This is a genomic window from Streptomyces fradiae ATCC 10745 = DSM 40063 (genome assembly GCF_008704425.1).
Classification (GTDB): Bacteria; Actinomycetota; Actinomycetes; order Streptomycetales; family Streptomycetaceae; genus Streptomyces; species Streptomyces fradiae.
Map to the genome: position 1 here is coordinate 4,978,045 of NZ_CP023696.1, position 18,903 is coordinate 4,996,947.

Annotated in this window: 16 protein-coding genes and 2 pseudogenes; 16 read left to right on the plus strand and 2 right to left on the minus strand. The window is 75.0% G+C overall.

Annotated elements, in window-relative coordinates:
• Positions 1-20: 20 nt before the first annotated feature.
• Positions 21-728 (minus strand): bifunctional DNA primase/polymerase, encoded by a 708-nt coding sequence (locus CP974_RS22300; protein ID WP_031130177.1) that lies wholly within the window; start codon positions 726-728, stop codon positions 21-23.
• Between the two features lie 443 nt (positions 729-1,171).
• Between CP974_RS22300 and nsdA the strand changes: the two genes are divergently transcribed.
• From nsdA to ffh, 5 genes are all read left to right on the plus strand, one after another.
• Complete coding sequence (nsdA, locus tag CP974_RS22305; protein ID WP_031130176.1) at positions 1,172-2,641, plus strand: transcriptional repressor NsdA; 1,470 nt, start codon at positions 1,172-1,174, stop codon at positions 2,639-2,641.
• A gap of 403 nt (positions 2,642-3,044) precedes the next feature.
• Positions 3,045-4,403: an ammonium transporter gene (locus CP974_RS22310; protein WP_031130175.1), complete on the plus strand. Its 1,359-nt coding sequence runs from the start codon at positions 3,045-3,047 to the stop codon at positions 4,401-4,403.
• Positions 4,400-4,738 (plus strand): P-II family nitrogen regulator, encoded by a 339-nt coding sequence (locus CP974_RS22315; protein ID WP_031130174.1) that lies wholly within the window; start codon positions 4,400-4,402, stop codon positions 4,736-4,738. Before CP974_RS22310 ends, CP974_RS22315 begins: the two co-directional genes overlap by 4 nt.
• 12 nt (positions 4,739-4,750) lie before the next feature.
• Entirely contained in the window at positions 4,751-7,315 is a 2,565-nt protein-coding gene (locus CP974_RS22320) for a [protein-PII] uridylyltransferase (RefSeq protein WP_031130173.1), read from the plus strand.
• Between the two features lie 153 nt (positions 7,316-7,468).
• The gene (gene ffh, locus CP974_RS22325; protein ID WP_031130172.1) at positions 7,469-9,019 is read left to right on the plus strand and encodes a signal recognition particle protein; all 1,551 of its coding nucleotides are present in this window, start codon (positions 7,469-7,471) and stop codon (positions 9,017-9,019) included.
• Between the two features lie 275 nt (positions 9,020-9,294).
• On the opposite strand, the gene CP974_RS22330 is transcribed toward ffh, so the two are convergent.
• The gene (locus CP974_RS22330; RefSeq protein ID WP_031130171.1) at positions 9,295-10,170 is read right to left on the minus strand and encodes a methyltransferase domain-containing protein; all 876 of its coding nucleotides are present in this window, start codon (positions 10,168-10,170) and stop codon (positions 9,295-9,297) included.
• A 512-nt stretch (positions 10,171-10,682) separates the two neighbouring features.
• On the opposite strand from CP974_RS22330, the gene CP974_RS22335 reads away from it, so the two are divergent.
• The 11 genes and pseudogenes from CP974_RS22335 to CP974_RS22385 all read left to right on the plus strand — a co-directional run bounded on the left by CP974_RS22335 (position 10,683) and on the right by CP974_RS22385 (position 18,902).
• Positions 10,683-11,276, plus strand: coding sequence for a hypothetical protein (locus CP974_RS22335; RefSeq protein ID WP_031130170.1), 594 nt, complete (start codon positions 10,683-10,685; stop codon positions 11,274-11,276).
• Between the two features lie 225 nt (positions 11,277-11,501).
• Positions 11,502-11,945 carry a 30S ribosomal protein S16 gene (rpsP, locus tag CP974_RS22340; RefSeq protein ID WP_031130169.1) on the plus strand — a complete coding sequence of 148 codons (444 nt, stop codon included), beginning with the start codon at positions 11,502-11,504 and terminating at the stop codon, positions 11,943-11,945.
• Positions 11,946-11,947: 2 nt separating this feature from the next.
• Positions 11,948-12,187 (plus strand): RNA-binding protein, encoded by a 240-nt coding sequence (locus CP974_RS22345; protein WP_031130168.1) that lies wholly within the window; start codon positions 11,948-11,950, stop codon positions 12,185-12,187.
• Positions 12,188-12,269: 82 nt separating this feature from the next.
• Complete coding sequence (rimM, locus tag CP974_RS22350; protein ID WP_031130167.1) at positions 12,270-12,950, plus strand: ribosome maturation factor RimM; 681 nt, start codon at positions 12,270-12,272, stop codon at positions 12,948-12,950.
• Positions 12,950-13,771 (plus strand): tRNA (guanosine(37)-N1)-methyltransferase TrmD, encoded by an 822-nt coding sequence (gene trmD, locus CP974_RS22355; RefSeq protein ID WP_031130166.1) that lies wholly within the window; start codon positions 12,950-12,952, stop codon positions 13,769-13,771. Before rimM ends, trmD begins: the two co-directional genes overlap by 1 nt.
• A 131-nt stretch (positions 13,772-13,902) precedes the next feature.
• Positions 13,903-14,253 carry a 50S ribosomal protein L19 gene (gene rplS / locus CP974_RS22360; protein WP_031130165.1) on the plus strand — a complete coding sequence of 117 codons (351 nt, stop codon included), beginning with the start codon at positions 13,903-13,905 and terminating at the stop codon, positions 14,251-14,253.
• Positions 14,254-14,322: 69 nt separating this feature from the next.
• Positions 14,323-15,090, plus strand: coding sequence for a signal peptidase I (lepB, locus tag CP974_RS22365; protein ID WP_031130164.1), 768 nt, complete (start codon positions 14,323-14,325; stop codon positions 15,088-15,090).
• A pseudogene (lepB, locus tag CP974_RS22370) lies at positions 15,083-16,118 on the plus strand (signal peptidase I); the annotation flags it as partial. The gene lepB (CP974_RS22365) and the pseudogene lepB (CP974_RS22370), both read left to right, overlap by 8 nt.
• A complete protein-coding gene (gene lepB / locus CP974_RS22375) occupies positions 16,054-17,094 on the plus strand; it encodes a signal peptidase I (RefSeq protein WP_037937382.1) in 1,041 nt (346 codons plus the stop codon). The pseudogene lepB (CP974_RS22370) and the gene lepB (CP974_RS22375), both read left to right, overlap by 65 nt.
• Positions 17,095-17,314: 220 nt before the next feature.
• Positions 17,315-18,058, plus strand: a pseudogene (gene lepB / locus CP974_RS22380) (signal peptidase I); the annotation flags it as partial.
• 331 nt (positions 18,059-18,389) lie between these two features.
• Complete coding sequence (locus CP974_RS22385; RefSeq protein WP_037937376.1) at positions 18,390-18,902, plus strand: NUDIX hydrolase; 513 nt, start codon at positions 18,390-18,392, stop codon at positions 18,900-18,902.
• Position 18,903 lies beyond the last annotated feature (1 nt).

Consider the following 18,903-nt stretch of genomic DNA (forward strand, 5'->3'; position numbering starts at 1 on the left):
GCCGTCGGGAGCCCCGCCGCTCAGGCCGCCGCGGCGCGATGGCTGACGTAGGCGAGGGTGCCCAGCAGGAGCCGGGCCTGCGGAGCGCTGTGCGGGGCGTCCGGGGACGGGGCGCGCAGCCAGCGGACCGGCCCGTGGCCCCCCAGGTCGGAGGGCGGCGCCGTGATCCAGCTGCCCGGGCCCAGGCAGCGCAGGTCCAGCTCCGCGTCGTCCCAGCCCATCCGGTACAGCAGCCGCGGCAGCTCGGCCGCCGCCCCCGGCGCCACGAAGAACTGCGCCCGTCCCGTCGGCGTCACGCACACCGGCCCCAGCGGCAGCCCCATCCGCTCCAGCCGCACCAGCGCCCGCCGCCCCGCCGCCTCCGCGACCTCCAGAACGTCGAAGGCCCGCCCCACGGGCAGCAGCAGCGCCGCACCCGGGAACCGCGACCACGCCTCGGCCACCTCGTCGAGCGAGGCGCCCGCCGGGACTTCCGGCGCGAACCCCAGCGGGTGCGCCCCCGGAGCCGTACAGGACGGGTCGCCGCAGGAGCAGGCGCCGGCGGCGGCGCGGGCGCCCGGCACCACGTCCCACCCCCACAGGCCGGTGTACTCCGCCACCACGGTGCACTCCGCCGCCCGTGTCGCCCGGCGCCGGGAGCCCGGGAACGTCAACCCGGCGAGGCCGGTGAAACCGGTCCACCCGGACCGCATGTCGCGGATGCGCGTGCCGCCGATCGTGAAGCCCATGCCCCCTCCAACGGGTCGAACTCGCCGGTGGTTACGACTCGGAGCGTAGTCGTGACTCTGCGTCATATCGCCACCCGTTCGGGCGGCGCGTGGGCGCCGGAGCGGTGGTGCGCGCACCACCCGCGCGCCGCCCCGAGCCGCAGTGCGCCGGGCCCGCGTGTGTCGTGTGTCAAGTGAATCGCGCCCAGTTGCAAGGGAGTTCATTCGAAGGGGTGGCGAATGGTGGCGTTTCCGCGAAGAGCCTCGCGGAGCAGGTGATCGTAGGATTACTTTCAGTGCGCGAACCTTGGGTAGCGTCCGCACTCGTGGGTATGCCGGGGGCAACGCGGCGTCCGTCGGCAGGGGTGCGGCCCATGGGCCCGGCCCCGGGACGCCGGCGCACGGCCCACGGCACTCTGACCAGGGTTCGGCAACACGGAGATTCGGCGGATGGGGGCCTTCCAGTGGGCGGCAGCGGCACAGACGGTACGAATGCCGGGAAGCGCCCGAACGAGCAGCTCGCCTCGTGGTTCGTGCGCAGCGGCTGGTCCAAGGGCGAGCTCGCCCGCCAGGTGAACCGCCGCGCCCGCCAGATGGGCGCCCACCACATCAGCACCGACACCTCCCGCGTACGGCGCTGGCTCGACGGGGAGCAGCCCCGCGAGCCGATCCCGCGCATCCTGTCCGAGCTGTTCTCGGAGCGTTTCGGCACCGTCGTCGCCGTCGAGGACCTCGGGCTGCGCGCCGCCCACCAGTCACCCTCCGTGGCCGGGGTCGACCTGCCGTGGGCGGGGCCGCAGACGGTCTCCCTGCTCAGCGAGTTCTCCCGCAGCGACCTGATGCTCGCCCGCCGGGGCTTCCTCGGCACGTCCCTCACCCTGGCCGCCGGACCCTCCCTGATCGAGCCCATGCAGCGCTGGCTCGTCCCCACCCCGGCCGCCGAGCGCACCGACCCGCCGGCGTCCTCCCGGCGGCCCAACCGGCTCTCACGGGCCGAGCTGGACATGCTCGAGTCCACGACCGCCATGTTCCGCAGCTGGGACGCCCAGAGCGGCGGCGGACTGCGCCGCAAGGCCGTCGTCGGCCAGCTCCACGAGGTCACCGACCTGCTCCAGGAGCCCCAGCCGGCCGCCGTCTCGCAGCGCCTGTTCCGCTGTGCGGCCGAACTGGCCGAGCTGGCCGGGTGGATGAGCTACGACGTGGGCCTCCAGCCCACCGCCCAGAAGTACTTCGTGCTCGCCCTGCACGCCGCCAAGGAGGCCGGGGACAAGCCGCTCGGCTCGTACATCCTCTCCTCCATGAGCCGTCAGATGATCCACCTCGGACGGCCGGACGACGCCCTGGAGCTCATCCACCTCGCCCAGTACGGCAGTCGCGACTGCGCCACCTCCCGCACCCAGGCGATGCTGTATGCGATGGAGGCCCGCGCCTACGCCAACATGGGCCAGCCCGGCAAGTGCAAGCGGGCCGTGCGGATGGCCGAGGAGACCTTCGCCGACGCCGGCCTCGACGACGAGCCCGACCCCGACTGGATCCGCTTCTTCACCGAGGCCGAGCTCAGCGGGGAGAACTCCCACTCCTACCGCGACCTCGCCTACTTCTCCGGCCGCAGCCCCGCCTACGCCTCGCTCGCCGAGCCGGTCATGCGGCGCGCCGTCGAGCTGTTCTCCACCGACCCGGAGCACCAGCGCTCGTACGCCCTCAACCTGGTCGGCATGGCCACCGTCCACCTGCTCAAGCGCGAGCCCGAGCAGGCCGTGGAGCACGCGAGGCAGGCGCTCACCATCGCCGCCCGGGTCCGCTCCGAGCGGGTGAACACCCGGCTCCGCAAGACCGTCGACACCGCCGTACGCGACTTCGGCGACGTCCCCGAGGTCACCGACATCACCGAACTCCTCGCCAAGACCCTCCCCGAGACCGCCGAAGCGGTCTGAGCCGCCCGCGGCCCAGGGCCCCCGGCCGCGGCGGTCCACCCCGTACACCCGAAACGGTTCCCCCACCGCCAGGTCCACGGGTGCGACCGCCGCGGCCGGTTCTGTGCCGGGGGCCGGCAGGCGGAGCCGCGCACGGAACCGCGCGAACCCGCACGGAACCGTCCGGCGGCGTCGGGCGGCGTCGGGCGGCGTCCGGCGGAGGGTATCGCCGTGACCCGGCCGTGCCCCGGCGGTTCACGGCCGCGTAACACGTCCCGCCCCTTCGTCACCGCCCCGAAACACCCAGCGGCATCGCCGGAAACGGCGCTGCGCGAATCTCCTGCGTCATAACCGGCCATCCCTCACAGCCGCGCAGCCCCGGCTCCGCGCCCCGCACAGGCCGACCGACGACGAGGAGACGCCGATGCCCCCAGGCATCCTGACGCTCGCCGCAGAGGAAGCTCCCACGCTCTCTGCCGCCAACACCGGATTCATGCTCATCTGCTCCGCGCTCGTGATGCTGATGACCCCCGGGCTCGCCTTCTTCTACGGAGGCATGGTCCGCGTCAAGAGCACCCTCAACATGCTGATGATGAGCTTCGTCAGCCTCGGGATCGTCACGGTCCTGTGGGTCCTCTACGGCTTCAGCATCGCCTTCGGCACGGACACCGGTTCGCTCGTCGGCTGGTCCTCCGACTACGCCGGGCTCAGCGGCATCGGACGCGACGAGCTGTGGGGCGCCACGACCATCCCGGTCTTCGTCTTCGCCGCCTTCCAGCTGATGTTCGCGGTCATCACCCCCGCCCTGATCAGCGGCGCCCTCGCCGACCGCGTCAAGTTCGGCGCCTGGGCGCTGTTCATCGCCCTGTGGGCCACCGTCGTCTACTTCCCCGTCGCCCACTGGGTGTGGGCGGAGGGCGGCTGGCTCTTCGAGATGGGCGTCATCGACTTCGCAGGCGGCACCGCCGTCCACATCAACGCGGGCGCCGCCGCCCTCGCCGTCATCCTCGTCATCGGCAAGCGCGTCGGCTTCGGCAAGGACCCGATGCGCCCGCACAGCCTCCCCCTCGTCATGCTCGGCGCGGCCCTCCTCTGGTTCGGCTGGTTCGGCTTCAACGCCGGCTCCTGGCTTGGCAACGACGACGGCGTCGGCGCCGTGATGTTCGTCAACACCCAGGTCGCCACCGCCGCCGCCATGCTCGCCTGGCTCGGCTACGAGAAGGTCCGCCACGGCGCCTGCACCACCCTCGGCGCCGCCTCCGGCGCCGTCGCCGGCCTCGTCGCCGTCACCCCGGCCGGCGGCTCCTGCTCCCCGCTCGGCGCCCTCGCGATCGGCGCCGTCGCCGGCCTGCTCTGTGCCATGGCCGTCGGCCTCAAGTACCGCTTCGGCTACGACGACTCCCTCGACGTCGTCGGCGTCCACCTCGTCGGCGGCGTCGTCGGCTCCGTCCTCGTCGGCTTCTTCGCCACCGGCGGCGTCCAGTCCGAGGCCAAGGGGCTCTTCTACGGCGGCGGCGCCGAGCAGCTCGTCAAGCAGGTCGTCGGCGTCGCCGCCGTCCTCGCCTACTCCCTGGCCGTCTCCGCGGTCCTCGCCCTGGTCCTCCACAAGACGATCGGCATGCGGGTCGACGAGGACGACGAGGTCTCCGGCATCGACCAGGTCGAGCACGCCGAGACGGCCTACGACCACAGCGGCGCCGGCGGCGGCACCGCCCCCCGCAAGGCCGCACCGGCCACCGCCGCGACCACGCCGGCGACGCAGCAGAAGAAGGTGGACGCATGAAGCTCATCACCGCGATCGTCAAGCCGCACCGGCTCGACGAGGTCAAGGAAGCCCTCCAGGCCTTCGGGGTCCAGGGACTCACCGTCAGCGAGGCCAGCGGCTACGGCCGCCAGCGCGGCCACACCGAGGTCTACCGGGGCGCCGAGTACACCGTCGACCTCGTACCCAAGATCCGCATCGAGGTCCTCGTCGAGGACGACGACGCCGAGCAGCTCATCGACGTCATCGCCAAGGCCGCCCGCACCGGCAAGATCGGCGACGGCAAGGTGTGGAGCGTCCCCGTCGACACGGCCGTACGCGTCCGCACCGGCGAACGCGGCCCCGACGCGCTGTAAGGGAGCAGCCGGGTGACGAGCACCGACAGTGAAGCGACGACGGAAGACTCGGGACCCGGCGGGTACGCGGCGGCCCGGCTGCGCCTCCTCCAGGAGGAGACGCGGCCCGGGCCGCCGCGCCGTGCCGCGCTCGCCCGGCTCACCGACGACTGGCTCGCCGCGCTCCACGCGGCCGCCTCCCCGCCCCCCGGCACCGCCCTCGTCGCCGTCGGCGGGTACGGGCGCGGCGAACTCTCCCCCCGCAGCGACCTCGACCTGCTCCTGCTCCACGACGGCACCGCGTCCCCGGCCGCCGTCGCCGCCCTCGCCGACCGCCTCTGGTACCCCGTCTGGGACCTCGGCCTCGCCCTCGACCACTCCGTACGCACCCCCGCCGAGGCCCGCGCGACCGCCGCCGCCGACCTCAGGGCCCACCTCGGCCTCCTCGACGCCCGCCCCGTCGCGGGCGACCGCGCCCTCGCCGCCGGCCTGCGCGCCGCCGTACTCGCCGACTGGCGCGACCGGGCGCCCACCCGCCTCCCCGCCCTCCACGAGCTGTGCCGCGAACGCGCCGAACGCCACGGCGAACTGCCCCACCTCCTCGAACCCGACCTCAAGGAGGCCCGCGGCGGCCTGCGCGACGCCACCGCCCTGCGCGCCGTCGCCGCCTCCTGGCTCGCCGACGCCCCCCGCGACGGCCTCGACGACGCCCGCCGCGCCCTCCTCGACGTACGCGACGCCCTCCACCTCGTCACCGGCCGCGCCACGGACCGCCTCGCCCTCCAGGAGCAGGACCAGGTCGCCCGCGCCCTCGGCCTGCCCGACGCCGACGCCCTGCTCCGCCGCGTCTACGAGGCCGCCCGCACCCTCGCGTACGCCTCCGACGTCACCTGGCGCGAGGTCCACCGCGTCCTGCGCGCCCGCTCCCCCCGGACCCGCCTGCGCGGCCTCCTCGGCGGCCCGCGCGGCGGCAGGAGCCGGCCCGAGCGCACCCCGCTCGCCGAGGGGGTGGTCGAGATGGACGGCGAGGCCGTCCTCGCCCGCACCGCCCGCCCCGAACGCGACCCCGTCCTCCCGCTGCGCGCCGCCGCCGCGGCGGCCCAGGCCGGACTGCCGCTCTCCCGGCACGCCGTACGCCGCCTCGCCGCGACCGCCGACCCGCTGCCCGTACCGTGGCCCGCCGAGGCCCGCGAGCAGCTCGTCACCCTCCTCGGCGCGGGCGAGCCGGCCGTCGCCGTGTGGGAGGCGCTCGAAGCCGAGGGGCTCGTCACCCGCCTCATCCCCGAGTGGGAGCGGGTGCGGTGCCTCCCGCAGCGCAACCCCGTCCACACCTGGACCGTCGACCGCCACCTGGTCGAGACCGCCGTACGCGCCTCCTCCCTCACCCGCCGGGTCGGCCGCCCCGACCTGCTGCTCGCCGCCGCCCTCCTGCACGACATCGGCAAGGGGGCGCCCGGCGACCACGCGCGCGCGGGTGAGGGGATCGCCCGCGCGGTCGCCGCCCGCGCCGGCTTCGACCCGGCGGACACCGCCGTCATCGCCACCCTCGTACGCCACCACCTCCTCCTCGTGGAGACCGCCACCCGGCGCGACCTCGACGACCCCGCCACCGTCGCCTCGGTGGCCCGCGCCGTCGGCTGCGCCGCCACGCTGGAACTGCTCCACGCCCTCACGGAGGCCGACGCCCTCGCCACCGGCCCCGCCGCCTGGTCCGCCTGGCGGGCCTCGCTCGTCGCCGACCTCGTGGCACGCGTCGCCGCCGCCCTCGCGGGCGGCGCCCCGCCCCGCCCCGCCGACCCCGCCGCACCGGGCGCCCGGGAGGAGCGCCTGGCCGTGGAGGCGCTGCGCACCGGCGAGCCGGTCCTGGCCCTGCACACCCGCGCCGAGACCGCCGCGTCTCCACCGGCCGGGGGGCCGCTCACGGCCGGGGAGGCCGCGCCGGCCGGGGGGCCTCTCCCGGGCGGCGGGGACCCGGCGGCGCGCGGAACGGAGCCCGCGGCGCCCGGCGGCGGCCCCGAGCCCGTCGGCGTGGAACTGCTCATCGCCCTGCCCGACCAGCCCGGCGTCCTCCCCGCCGCCGCCGGGGTCCTCGCCCTGCACCGGCTCACCGTCCGCTCCGCCGACCTGCGCGCCGTCGACCTGCCCGACGCGCTCGGCGCCACCGGCTCCGTGCTGGTGCTCAACTGGCGGGTCGCCGCCCAGTACGGCTCCCTCCCGCAGCCCGGCCGGCTGCGCGCCGACCTCGTCCGCGCCCTCGACGGCTCCCTCGACGTGGCCGCCCGGCTCGCCGAGCGGGACGCCGCCCACCCCGGCCGGCGCGGCGTCCCGGCCCCGCCGCCGCGCGTCACCGTCGCACCGGCCGGGTCGGCCGCCCGGGCCACGGTCCTGGAGGTCCGCGCCCAGGACGCCCCCGGCCTGCTCCACCGCATCGGCCGGGCCCTGGAGGACGCGGGGGTGCGGGTGCGCAGCGCCCATGTCAGCACGCTCGGCGCGAACGCGGTGGACGCCTTCTACGTCACGACCGGCGAGGGGGCACCGCTGCCGGGCGAGGAGGCGGTGTCGGTGGCGCGGCGGCTGGAGGAGGCGCTGCGGGGGTGACCCCGTACCCGCGTCTTGCCCCGCGGGTGCGTACGCCCTCCGGTGCGCGGCCTCCCCGCCGCCCGCTCCCGTCGCCGGGCGGGGACGATCCGCCCGCCGGGCCGGATACTCTGGAGGGCGACCCAGCTCCCGACTCCGAGGACCGACGCCGCCGTGTTCGATACTCTCTCCGACCGCCTTTCAGCCACCTTCAAGTCCCTGCGGGGCAAGGGCAGGCTCAGCGAGGCGGACATCGACGCCACGGCCCGCGAGATCCGCATCGCGCTCCTCGAAGCGGACGTGGCCCTGCCGGTCGTGCGCGCCTTCATCAAGGACGTCAAGGAAAGGTGCCTCGGGGCGGAGGTCTCCAAGGCCCTCAACCCCGCCCAGCAGGTCATCAAGATCGTCAACGAGGAACTGGTCAAGGTCCTCGGCGGCGAGACCCGGCGGCTGCGCTTCGCCAAGCAGCCCCCGACCGTCATCATGCTGGCCGGCCTCCAGGGTGCCGGTAAGACGACCCTCGCCGGAAAGCTCGGCCTGTGGCTCAAGGGACAGGGCCACTCGCCGCTGCTCGTCGCCTGCGACCTCCAGCGCCCGAACGCCGTCAACCAGCTGTCCGTCGTCGCCGAGCGGGCCGGCGTGGCCGTGTACGCGCCGGAGCCGGGCAACGGCGTCGGCGACCCGGTCGAGGTCGCGAAGGACTCCCTCGAGTACGCGCGGACCAAGCTCCACGACATCGTCATCGTCGACACCGCCGGCCGCCTCGGCATCGACCAGGAGATGATGCAGCAGGCCGCGGACATCCGCGACGCGGTCTCCCCGAACGAGATCCTCTTCGTCGTCGACGCGATGATCGGCCAGGACGCCGTCAACACGGCGGAGGCGTTCCGCGACGGCGTCGGCTTCGACGGTGTCGTCCTCTCCAAGCTCGACGGCGACGCCCGCGGCGGTGCCGCGCTCTCCATCGCGCACGTCACCGGCCGCCAGATCATGTTCGCCTCCAACGGCGAGAAGCTGGACGACTTCGACGCGTTCCACCCGGACCGCATGGCCTCCCGCATCCTCGGCATGGGCGACGTGCTGTCGCTGATCGAGAAGGCCGAGCAGACCTTCAGCCAGGAAGAGGCCGCCAAGATGGCCTCGAAGCTGGCGTCCTCGAAGGGCAAGGACTTCACGCTCGACGACTTCCTGGCCCAGATGGAGCAGGTCCGGAAGATGGGCTCCATCTCCAAGCTGCTCGGCATGCTCCCCGGCATGGCCCAGATGAAGGACCAGATCAACAACATCGACGAGCGGGACGTGGACCGAACGGCCGCGATCATCAAGTCGATGACCCCGGCGGAGCGCCAGGACCCGACGATCATCAACGGCTCCCGCCGGGCGCGCATCGCGCGGGGTTCCGGTGTGGACGTGAGCGCCGTGAAGTCGCTGGTGGAGCGGTTCTTCGAGGCCCGCAAGATGATGTCGCGGATGGCGCAGGGCGGCGGCCTGCCGGGGATGCCGGGCATGCCGGGCATGGGCGGCGCCGGCCGGCAGAAGAAGCAGCAGAAGCAGGCGAAGGGCAAGCGCCGCAGCGGCAACCCGATGAAGCGCAAGGCCGAGGAGCAGGCCGCCGCGGTGCGCCGGGAGCAGCAGGTGCAGCAGGGCGGCGCGTTCGGGCTCCCGGCGGGCCAGCCGGGCCAGGACTTCGAGCTCCCGGACGAGTTCAAGAAGTTCATGCGCTGACCGCGCGCCGGGGCGGGCCGCGCCCGCCCGCGGCCCGCGCCGGTACGAGGTGAGGGGCACCCGCCCACGGCGGGTGCCCCTCACGCGTGCCGGGTGGACGGCGGCCGCACGTACGCGTCCGGGGCGCACCCGCGCCCGGCCTCGCCCCGCTCGGCCTCCCGGGCGCCCGGTCTCGCGCCGTCCGGCCTCCCGGCGTCCGGCCTCGCCCCGCCCGCACCGGGAGGAGCCCCGGGGCGGTCCCACGGCCCGGCGCGCGCGGGCGCCGGGCCGGTGGGTCACGGGATGCGGGCGACCAGGTAGCGGAAGACGTTCGGCATCCAGACGGTGCCGTCGTGCCGGACGTACGGATGGAGGGCCTCCGCGACCTCCTTCTCGACGGTCGCCTGGTCGCTGGCGGCGACCGCCGCGTCGAAGAGGCCGGTGGACAGCAGCCCGCGCACGGCGCTGTCGGTGTCCGCGTAGCCGAAGGGGCAGGAGACCCTCCCGGAGCCGTCCGGCCGCAGCCCGGCCCGCGCGGCCACCTCCTCCAGGTCGTCGCGGTGGGCCGGCCGCCAGCGTCCGCCGCCGCGCAGCCGCTCGGCCAGGCGCCCCGCGACGCGGAACACCGAGGTCGTGGCGCAGCGCTCGGGCGGGCCCCAGCCGGTGAGGACGACGGCGCCGCCGCGCTCCGCGAGCGGGACGGCCGCGGTGAGGGCCGGCACGAGGCCGTCCGAGTCGCCCGCGGTGCAGCCGACCGGCTGGAAGGCGGTGACGAGGTTGTACGGGAGTGCCGGGTCGGCGGCGGCGTCGGGTCCGCCGTACAGCAGCCGGGACTCCTGGCCGGCGCCGGGGCCCCGGTGGCCGCCCGGCCCCGAGGCCGCCGGGTCGGGGAGCAGCCGCTCCCTGGCCAGGTCCACGCGCGCGTGGTCGGTGTCCACCCCGGTGACCCGCGCCCCGCGCGTGGCGGCCATCAGCAGGGCCAGGCCGGAGCCGCAGCCGAGCCCGAGGAGCCGGGTCGCGGTGCCGACCTCCAGGTGCTCGTACACCGCCTCGTAGAGCGGTACCAGCATCCGCTCCTGGATCTCCGCCCAGTCACGGGCGCGCGCCGGCGCGTCCGCGGCGGCGGGGGCCGAGGCCGGGTGGGGTTGGTGCCGGACGAGCATCGGTGTCATCGAATGCGCCCCAATCAGCCGAGAGTGCAACTGTCGCGTCCGTGCTCTGCTGGACAGCCCCCGTGAACGTGCGCTCCGCACGGTCCGCGGCCAGGGAACTCCGCTTCCGCCCCCGCGTCCAGGGGGTCGGGCCGCAATGCGCGCGTGCCCCGGTCGTGCGCCCCCTGGCCCGGCACGAACCACTCCCCATAGTGGGGCCGCCGCGCGAATCCCGCCATGCCGGCGGGGCCGGTGCGACGAGCACCGCCCGACGGGGGTAACGTCACCCCCGGTGATGCGCCGTCACCCCGCGCCACCCGGCGCGGACCGGGCGAGGGGGCGCCCCGACGCCGTCCGAGCCGCGCTCCGTCCGGCGACCATACGTCCACCTTGGTGCGAGCTGAGTGGCTTCTTCCGCAGATCAGCGCACTGGCCCTCGTGAGGACACATCAATGCCAACTGACGGGTACGTGCAAAATATTTGGGATGCCCCGGAATGGAACCCGACGGGACCCCGGCTCGTTGTTCACGACGTGAGCACGACACCACCTGTCCTCGCCGCAGAACTGGCACAGGCGTGGGCCGACATCCAGCGGCACCACCCCGAGCTGCCCGATCTAGCCGCGCCCGAGTCCCTGATCGGAGAGTCGTCGTCCGCCTGCGGCGCCGAGCTCTCCTTCGAGCGACTGCTCCACGAGGCAGTCCACGGCATCGCCGCCGCCCGAGGAGTCCGCGACACCTCGCGCGCCGGCCGCTACCACAACCGCCGATTCCTGGCGATCGCCGAGGAGATGGGCCTGGACCACTCCGAGGAGCCGCACCCGAGCAGCGGTTTCTCCCTGGTCACGCTCAGCCCCGAGGCCAAGCGCCGGTACCGGCCGACCATCGAGCGGCTGCAGCGCGCCCTCAAGGCGCACACGGCCGCGACGGCCGCCGACACCAAGCGCTCCTTCCGGGGGCCCGCCGCGCGCCACGGCTCGTCCGGCGGCGGCGTCCGGGTCAAGGCCGTCTGCGACTGCGGGCGCAACGTCCGCGTCGTCCCGTCGGTCCTCGCCCAGGCGCCGATCGTGTGCGGCGGCTGCGGGAAGCCCTTCCGCATCCCGGAGGCGATGGGCGCCGCGAGATGACCCGCGCTCCGGCGGTCCGGGGCCGGCGGCCGCTCGCCCGGAGCGGCGGCGGCCGCCCCCGCTCCGGCGGCCCCGCGCGGTGTGGCACAATGGCTAGCTGTACTCGACAGTCGAACAGGACCCCTCTCTCCTACGGCTGACGCGTCCATCGGGCACTCGGGTACCGCAACCCCACGTGGCATTTCGTCGTGCCCTACCACGTCAAGACCAGGAGACACCACACCCGTGGCAGTCAAGATCAAGCTGAAGCGTCTGGGCAAGATCCGTTCGCCTCACTACCGCATCGTCGTCGCCGACTCCCGCACCCGCCGTGACGGCCGGGCGATCGAGGAGATCGGCCTGTACCACCCGGTGCAGAACCCGTCCCGCATCGAGGTCGACTCGGAGCGCGCGCAGTACTGGCTCTCCGTCGGCGCCCAGCCGACCGAGCCCGTCCTCGCCATCCTGAAGCTGACCGGCGACTGGCAGAAGCACAAGGGCCTGCCGGCCCCCGAGAAGCCGCTGCTGGCCCCGGCCACCAAGGAAGACAAGCGCGCTTCCTTCGAGGCCTTCGCCAAGGCGATCGAGGGCGACGAGGCCAAGGGTGAGGCCATCACCCCGAAGGCCAAGAAGGCCGACAAGAAGGCGGACGAGGCCGAGGCCGCGCCCGCTGAGTCGACCGAGGCCTGAGCATGCTCGAGGAGGCTCTCGAGCACCTCGTGAAGGGCATCGTCGACAACCCCGACGACGTGCGGGTCGCCTCACGCGACCTGCGCCGCGGGCGCGTGCTGGAGGTCCGGGTGCACCCCGACGACCTCGGCAAGGTGATCGGCCGCAACGGCCGCACCGCGCGCGCACTGCGCACGGTCGTGGGTGCCATCGGCGGCCGGGGGATCCGAGTCGACCTCGTCGACGTGGACCAGGTCCGCTGAGCGAAGTTGAACACCGGCGCACGGGCCGGGGAGGGCTGCCGCCCGCCCCGGCCCGTCGTCGTCCGACAGGAGAGTCCAGAAAGTGCAGCTCGTAGTCGCGCGGATCGGCCGCGCCCACGGCATCAAGGGCGAGGTCACCGTCGAGGTACGCACGGACGAGCCCGAGGTGCGGCTCGCGCCCGGCGCCGTGCTCGCCACCGACCCGGCCTCCGCCGGGCCCCTCACCATCGAGACCGGCCGCGTCCACAGCGGCCGGCTCCTGCTGCGCTTCGCCGGCGTACGGGACCGGAACGCCGCGGAGGCGCTGCGCAACACCCTCCTCATCGCCGACGTCGACCCCGACGAGCGCCCCGAGGAGCCGGACGAGTACTACGACCACCAGCTCGTCGACCTCGACGTGGTCCTCGCCGACGGCACCGAGGTCGGGCGGATCACCGAGGTCTCGCACCTGCCGTACCAGGACCTCTTCGTGGTCGAGCGGGCGGACGGCACCGAGGTGCTGATCCCGTTCGTCGAGGAGATCGTCACCGAGGTCGACCTCGACGCGCAGCGGGTCGTCATCGTCCCGCCGCCCGGCCTCATCGACGACCGCGCCGTGATCGCCACGGCCCGCGAGGCGGAGGCCGGGAGGGCCGGCACCGGCCACGGGACCGCGGCGGACGGGGCCGCGGGCGGGACCGCGGCGGACGGGGGCGCTCGGGGCGACGGCCCGGGGCGCGACGCCGGTGACGTCCGGGCCGCCGGGGACGGGGACGACCGCTGATGCGGCTCGACGTCGTCACGATCTTCCCCGAGTACCTCGAACCGCTGAACGTCTCGCTCGTCGGCAAGGCCCGCGCCCGCGGCCGGCTCGACGTCCACGTCCACGACCTGCGCCGCTGGACGTACGACCGGCACCACACCGTCGACGACACCCCCTACGGCGGCGGCCCGGGCATGGTCATGAAGACCGAGCCCTGGGGCGAGGCCCTCGACGAGGTCACCGCCGCCGGATACGAGGCCGGCGCCCACGGCCCCGTACTCGTCGTACCCACGCCCAGCGGGCGCCCCTTCACCCAGGAGGTCGCCGTCGAGCTGTCGCGGCGGCCCTGGCTGGTGTTCACGCCGGCCCGCTACGAGGGCATCGACCGGCGCGTCACGGACGAGTACGCCACCCGGATGCCCGTGTACGAGGTCTCCATCGGCGACTACGTGCTCGCCGGCGGGGAGGCCGCCGTACTGGTGATCACCGAGGCCGTGGCCCGCCTCCTGCCGGGCGTCCTCGGCAACGCGGAGTCCCACCGGGACGACTCGTTCGCGCCCGGCGCGATGGCGAACCTCCTGGAGGGCCCCGTCTACACCAAGCCGCCCGTCTGGCGCGGCCACGGCATCCCCGACGTGCTGCTCAGCGGCCACCACGGGAAGATCGCGCGCTGGCGCCGGGACGAGGCCCTCCGGCGCACCGCCCGGCACCGCCCCGACCTCATCGAGCGGTGCGACCCCGCGGCCTTCGACAAGAAGGACCGGGAGACCCTCTCCATCCTCGGCTGGGCCCCCGAGCCAGGTGGCCGATTTTGGCGCAGGCCGGACGACGTGGAAGAATAGGCCGCTGCCGTACGCCCGGCCGGCGCCCCTGCCACAGGGGGACACGACGCCGCCCCCGGCGCACGCGCCACCCACCCCGACTTACTAGTTGCCGCTGATGACCTGTGGCATCAGCGAGGAAGCAGACGATCATGTCTCACGTGCTCGACGCCGTCAACGCCGCGTCCCTGCGGTCCGACGTCCCGGCGTTCCGTCCCGGTGACACCGTGAACGTCCACGTTCGCGTCATCGAGGGCAACCGCTCCCGTATCCAGCAGTTCAAGGGTGTCGTCATCCGCCGCCAGGGCTCGGGCGTCTCCGAGACCTTCACGGTCCGCAAGGTCTCCTTCTCCGTCGGCGTCGAGCGCACCTTCCCGGTGCACAGCCCGATCTTCGAGAAGATCGAGCTGGTCACCCGCGGCGACGTCCGCCGCGCGAAGCTGTACTACCTCCGTGAGCTGCGCGGCAAGGCCGCGAAGATCAAGGAGAAGCGCGAGAACTGAGCGCCGGCCCAGCCCGCGCGCCCACGCTTCGGTGAGCCGCACCGGGCGGCCGGTTAGGCTCTGCCCCTGATGGACACCGAAGCCACGCACCCGGAGCGCGACCTCCCTCCCGACGCCGAAAGGCGGCCGGGGCGGGGGTCGCGCTTCGCGCTTTCCCGGCGTACCGCCGCCCTGATCGGCATCGCCTGGGCCGCCGTGCTGCTGCTCCTCGGCCACTTCGTCATCCAGCCCTTCCAGATCCCCAGCCGCTCCATGGAGCCGACGCTCCAGGTGGGCGACCGCGTCATCGTCAACAAGCTCGCGTACCGCTTCGGCGACCGGCCCGAGCGCGGCGACGTCGTCGTCTTCGACGGAACCGGCTCCTTCGTCCGCGCCCCCGCCGAGGAGAACCCGGTCGCCGGACTCGTGCGCGGGGCCGCGCGGGCGCTGGGCCTCGCCGAGCCCGACGGGACCGACTTCGTCAAGCGCGTCGTGGGCGTCGGCGGCGACCGGGTGAAGTGCTGCGACAAGGGCGGCAGGATCGAGGTGAACGGCGTCCCCGTCGCGGAGCGGTATCTGTACCCCGGCGACACGCCCTCCTCGGTCCGGTTCGACATCGCGGTGCCGCGGGGCACGCTGTGGGTCATGGGTGACCACCGCAGCCAGTCCAGCGACTCCCGCGACCACCTGGGCTCCCCGGGGGGCGGCGTGGTGCCCGTCGACATGGTGATCGGCCGCGCCGACTGGATCGGCTGGCCCGCCCGCCGCTGGTCCGCCGTGGAGGCGACCGGTGCCTTCGAAGCCGTACCGGACCCTCCCGCGCCGGGCTCCGCCGGTTCGGGCGGCGGACGTGGGTAGCCGCGGGCGGCGGGCCGGGCACCGCGCCGATCCCGGGCGGCCCGCCGGGACGCGGCCCGGGGAGGCCCGGCCGCTGCCCGGCCGGGCGGAGCGGCGCAGACTCGCCCGCAGGGTGAAGCGGCGCAGACGCCGCTCGGCGGTCAAGGAGCTCTCCCTCCTCGTCACCGTCGCGGTGGTCATCGCGCTCGTGCTGAAGACCTTCCTGCTGCAGGCGTTCGTCATCCCGTCCGGCTCCATGGAGCAGACGATCCGCATCGACGACCGCGTCCTCGTCGACAAGCTGACGCCCTGGTTCGGGTCGCGGCCCGAGCGCGGCGACGTCGTCGTCTTCCAGGACCCGGGCGGCTGGCTCCACCACGAGCAGGCCCCGCGGGAGGACGCCCCCGTCGTCGGCCAGCTCAAGCGGGGCCTCTCCCTCATCGGCCTGCTGCCGTCGGACGACCGGCAGGACCTCATCAAGCGGGTCGTCGCCGTCGGCGGCGACACGGTGAGGTGCTGCGACGCGCAGGGGCGGGTCACCGTCAACGGCGCCCCCGTGGACGAGCCGTACCTCCATCCGGGTAACGCGCCCTCGCAGATCCCGTTCGACGTGCGGGTGCCGGAGGGACGGCTGTTCGTCCTGGGCGACCACCGCTCCAGCTCGGCCGACTCCCGGTTCCACCTGGACGAGGAACACCAGGGGACCATCGCGGAGGACCAGGTCGTGGGGCGGGCGTTCGTCATCGCCTGGCCCTTCGGGCACTGGAGCCGCCTCGGCGACGGCGGGGCGTTCGACGCCGTGCCGGACGCGCCGACGGGGGCGGCGGCGGCCCTCGGCACGTCGCATAGTGTGTCCCCCTGGTACGCGAACGGATCGCAACGGCTCCCGACCCCTGCGGAACTCCCGCTCGTTATGGGAGTGATGGGCCTTCCCCTGCTTCGGGGGCGGGCGAAAGCACGGACTGAGGAGTGGACGTGGGGGATCTGGCGGTCGGCGCACGATCCGGACGCGAGGAGCCGGAGAAGGGGCGCGGACGGATCGCGGACGCGTCCCCCGGCCCGGGCGGGACATCCGCCGCGGGCGTGACCGAGAGCGCGGCCGTCCGGGGTGGCGCGCCGCACGGCGCACGGAGCGCCGAGAACACCGAGGGCGACACAGTGGACAACGACCAGACCGTGGGCGGCGGCGGGAACGGCGGCGGCCGGGACGGCGGCGAGGGCGGCGACGGCGACGGCGGGGAGGGCCGGCCGGCCAGGCAGCGCTCCTTCTGGAAGGAGCTGCCGCTGCTGGTCGGTATCGCCCTGGTCCTGGCGCTGCTCATCAAGACCTTCCTGGTCCAGGCCTTCTCCATTCCGTCCGAGTCGATGATGGACACCCTCAAGCGCGGCGACCGCGTGCTGGTGGACAAGCTGACCCCGTGGTTCGGCTCCGAGCCGGAGCGCGGCGAGGTCGTCGTCTTCGAGGACCCGGGCGGCTGGCTGAACGAGCCCGCGCCCGAGCCCAACCCGCTGCAGCGCTTCCTCAGCTTCATCGGCCTGATGCCGGCGGCCGACCAGCAGAACCTCATCAAGCGGGTCATCGCGGTCGGCGGCGACACCGTGGAGTGCAAGAAGGGCGGCAAGGTCCACGTCAACGGCAAGGCGCTGGACGAGACCTCGTACCTCTACCCCGGCTCCACGCCGTGCGACGACGAGCCGTTCGGCCCGGTCAAGGTCCCCGACGGCCGGATCTGGGTCATGGGCGACAACCGGCAGAACTCGCTCGACTCCCGCTACCACCAGGAGCTCCCCGGCGACGGCACCGTGTCCAACGAGGAGGTCGTGGGCCGCGCGGTCGTCGTCGCGTGGCCGGTCGGCCGCTGGTCCACCCTGCCGGTGCCGGACACCTTCGACCAGCCCGGACTGAGCGCCGCCGCCGCGGCCGCCGCCGGGCCGGGCGCACTGGGCCTGGCGGGGGCCGTGCCCCTGGTGCTGTGGCGCCGCCGCCGGCTCGCCGCGCGCGAGGAGGCCGGCGCCCGCGGCTGAGGGGTCTCCGCGAGGGCGCTTCGGGGCCGGCCCCGCGGGTGCGCGCCGCTGCGGCGGAGAGCGCGGCCGTACCGCTGGGCCGGGCGCACCGCCCGGCGCCGTGGCCTCGGCCGGCGCACCGCCCGGAGCCGTGGCCTCGGCCGGGGGCGTACCGCCCGGTAGCGGGCGCGGGTAGGGTGCCGTCCCGGGGCACACGACCTCCTGATCGGGGAGCGCTGGGATGGGCGGATCGATACGTGATACGGACGGCCGCGGCCGTCTCGGCGGCGTGCTGTCGGGACTGGCCGTGGCCGTCGGCTGTGTGCTGTTCCTCGGCGGCTTCGCCTGGGGCGCCGTCCTCTACCGGCCCTACACGGTGCCCACCGACTCGATGAGCCCGACCGTGACGGCGGGCGACCGGGTGCTGGCCCAGCGGATCGACGGTTCCGAGGTGCGGCGGGGCGACGTCGTCGTGTTCACCGACGCCCGGTGGGGCGGCCTGCCCATGATCAAGCGCGTGGTCGGGCTCGACGGCGACCGGGTCGCCTGCTGCGACGCGGACGGCCGGCTCACCGTCAACGGCACGCCCGTCCCCGAGCCGTACCTGCGCTCCCAGGGCTGGGGCGGCAAGGAGGCCGCGTCGCCGACCGGCTTCTCCGCGACCGTGCCGGACGGGCACCTCTTCCTCCTCGGCGACCAGCGCGCCGGGTCGCAGGACTCGCGGGTGCACCTCCAGGAGCCGGGCGGGGGCTCGGTGCCGCGCGGCGCCGTCACCGCCCGGCTGGACGCCGTCGTGTGGCCGGTGGGCGGGGCCGCGGTGGTCGACCGGCCGCTTTCCTTCGCGGCGCTGCCGGGCGGGGTCTCGGAGCCGGGACCCGTACGGACGCTGGGGTGGGCCGTGCTCGCCGGTGCGGTGCTCGTCCTGGGCGGCGCGGCCTACGGACCGCTGGCACGGCTGGGCGCCGGACGCGGCTCCGGCGCGGGGCGGGTCCCCGGTGCGGGGCGGGGGCAGGACTCCGGGCGTACGGGGCCGGGGGCGGCGCCGGGGGCGCGGCCGCCGGGCGGGGCGCGGGACGCGTCGCCGGACGGCTCCTCGGGCGGGGCCCGGCGGCGGCTGACGGGCGAGGGCTGACGGCGTGGTGCGGGAGGCGCGGGCGGTGGACGTGAGCGGACGGGTGGACGAGCCGCGCGGGGCGCGGCCCGGGAGCGCGCCGGGTGGGGCGGCCGGCGGGGACGCGTCCCTGGCGGGCGTGCCGGGTGGGGCGGCCCGCGCGGAGGGGCCCGAGACGGAGGGGCCCGAGGCGGACGGGGTCGCGGTGGGCGTGGCGGGCGGGCTGCCGCCCGGTGGGCTGCGGCGGGTGGCGCGGGTCGTCCTGCTCGATCCGGACGACCGGATCCTGCTGATGCACGGCCACGAGCCGGACGACCCCGCGCGGAGCTGGTGGTTCACGCCCGGCGGCGGGGTCGAGGGCGACGAGACGCGCGAGGAGGCCGCGCTGCGCGAGCTGGCCGAGGAGACCGGCATCACGGACGCCGAGCTGGGGCCCGTGGTGTGGCGGCGGATCTGCTCCTTCCCCTTCGACGGACGCCGCTGGAACCAGGACGAGTGGTACTACCTGGCCCGCACCCGGCACCGGACGGCCGCCCTGGGGGAGCGCCTCACCGACCTGGAGGTCCGCAGTGTCGCGGGGCTGAGGTGGTGGACCTCCGCCGAACTGTCCGCGGCCCGTGAGACGGTGTACCCGACACGACTCGCCGGGCTGCTGCGCACGCTGCTCGACGAGGGCCCGCCGCCCGCGCCGGTCGTCCTGTCCCCGGAAATCGTCTGAG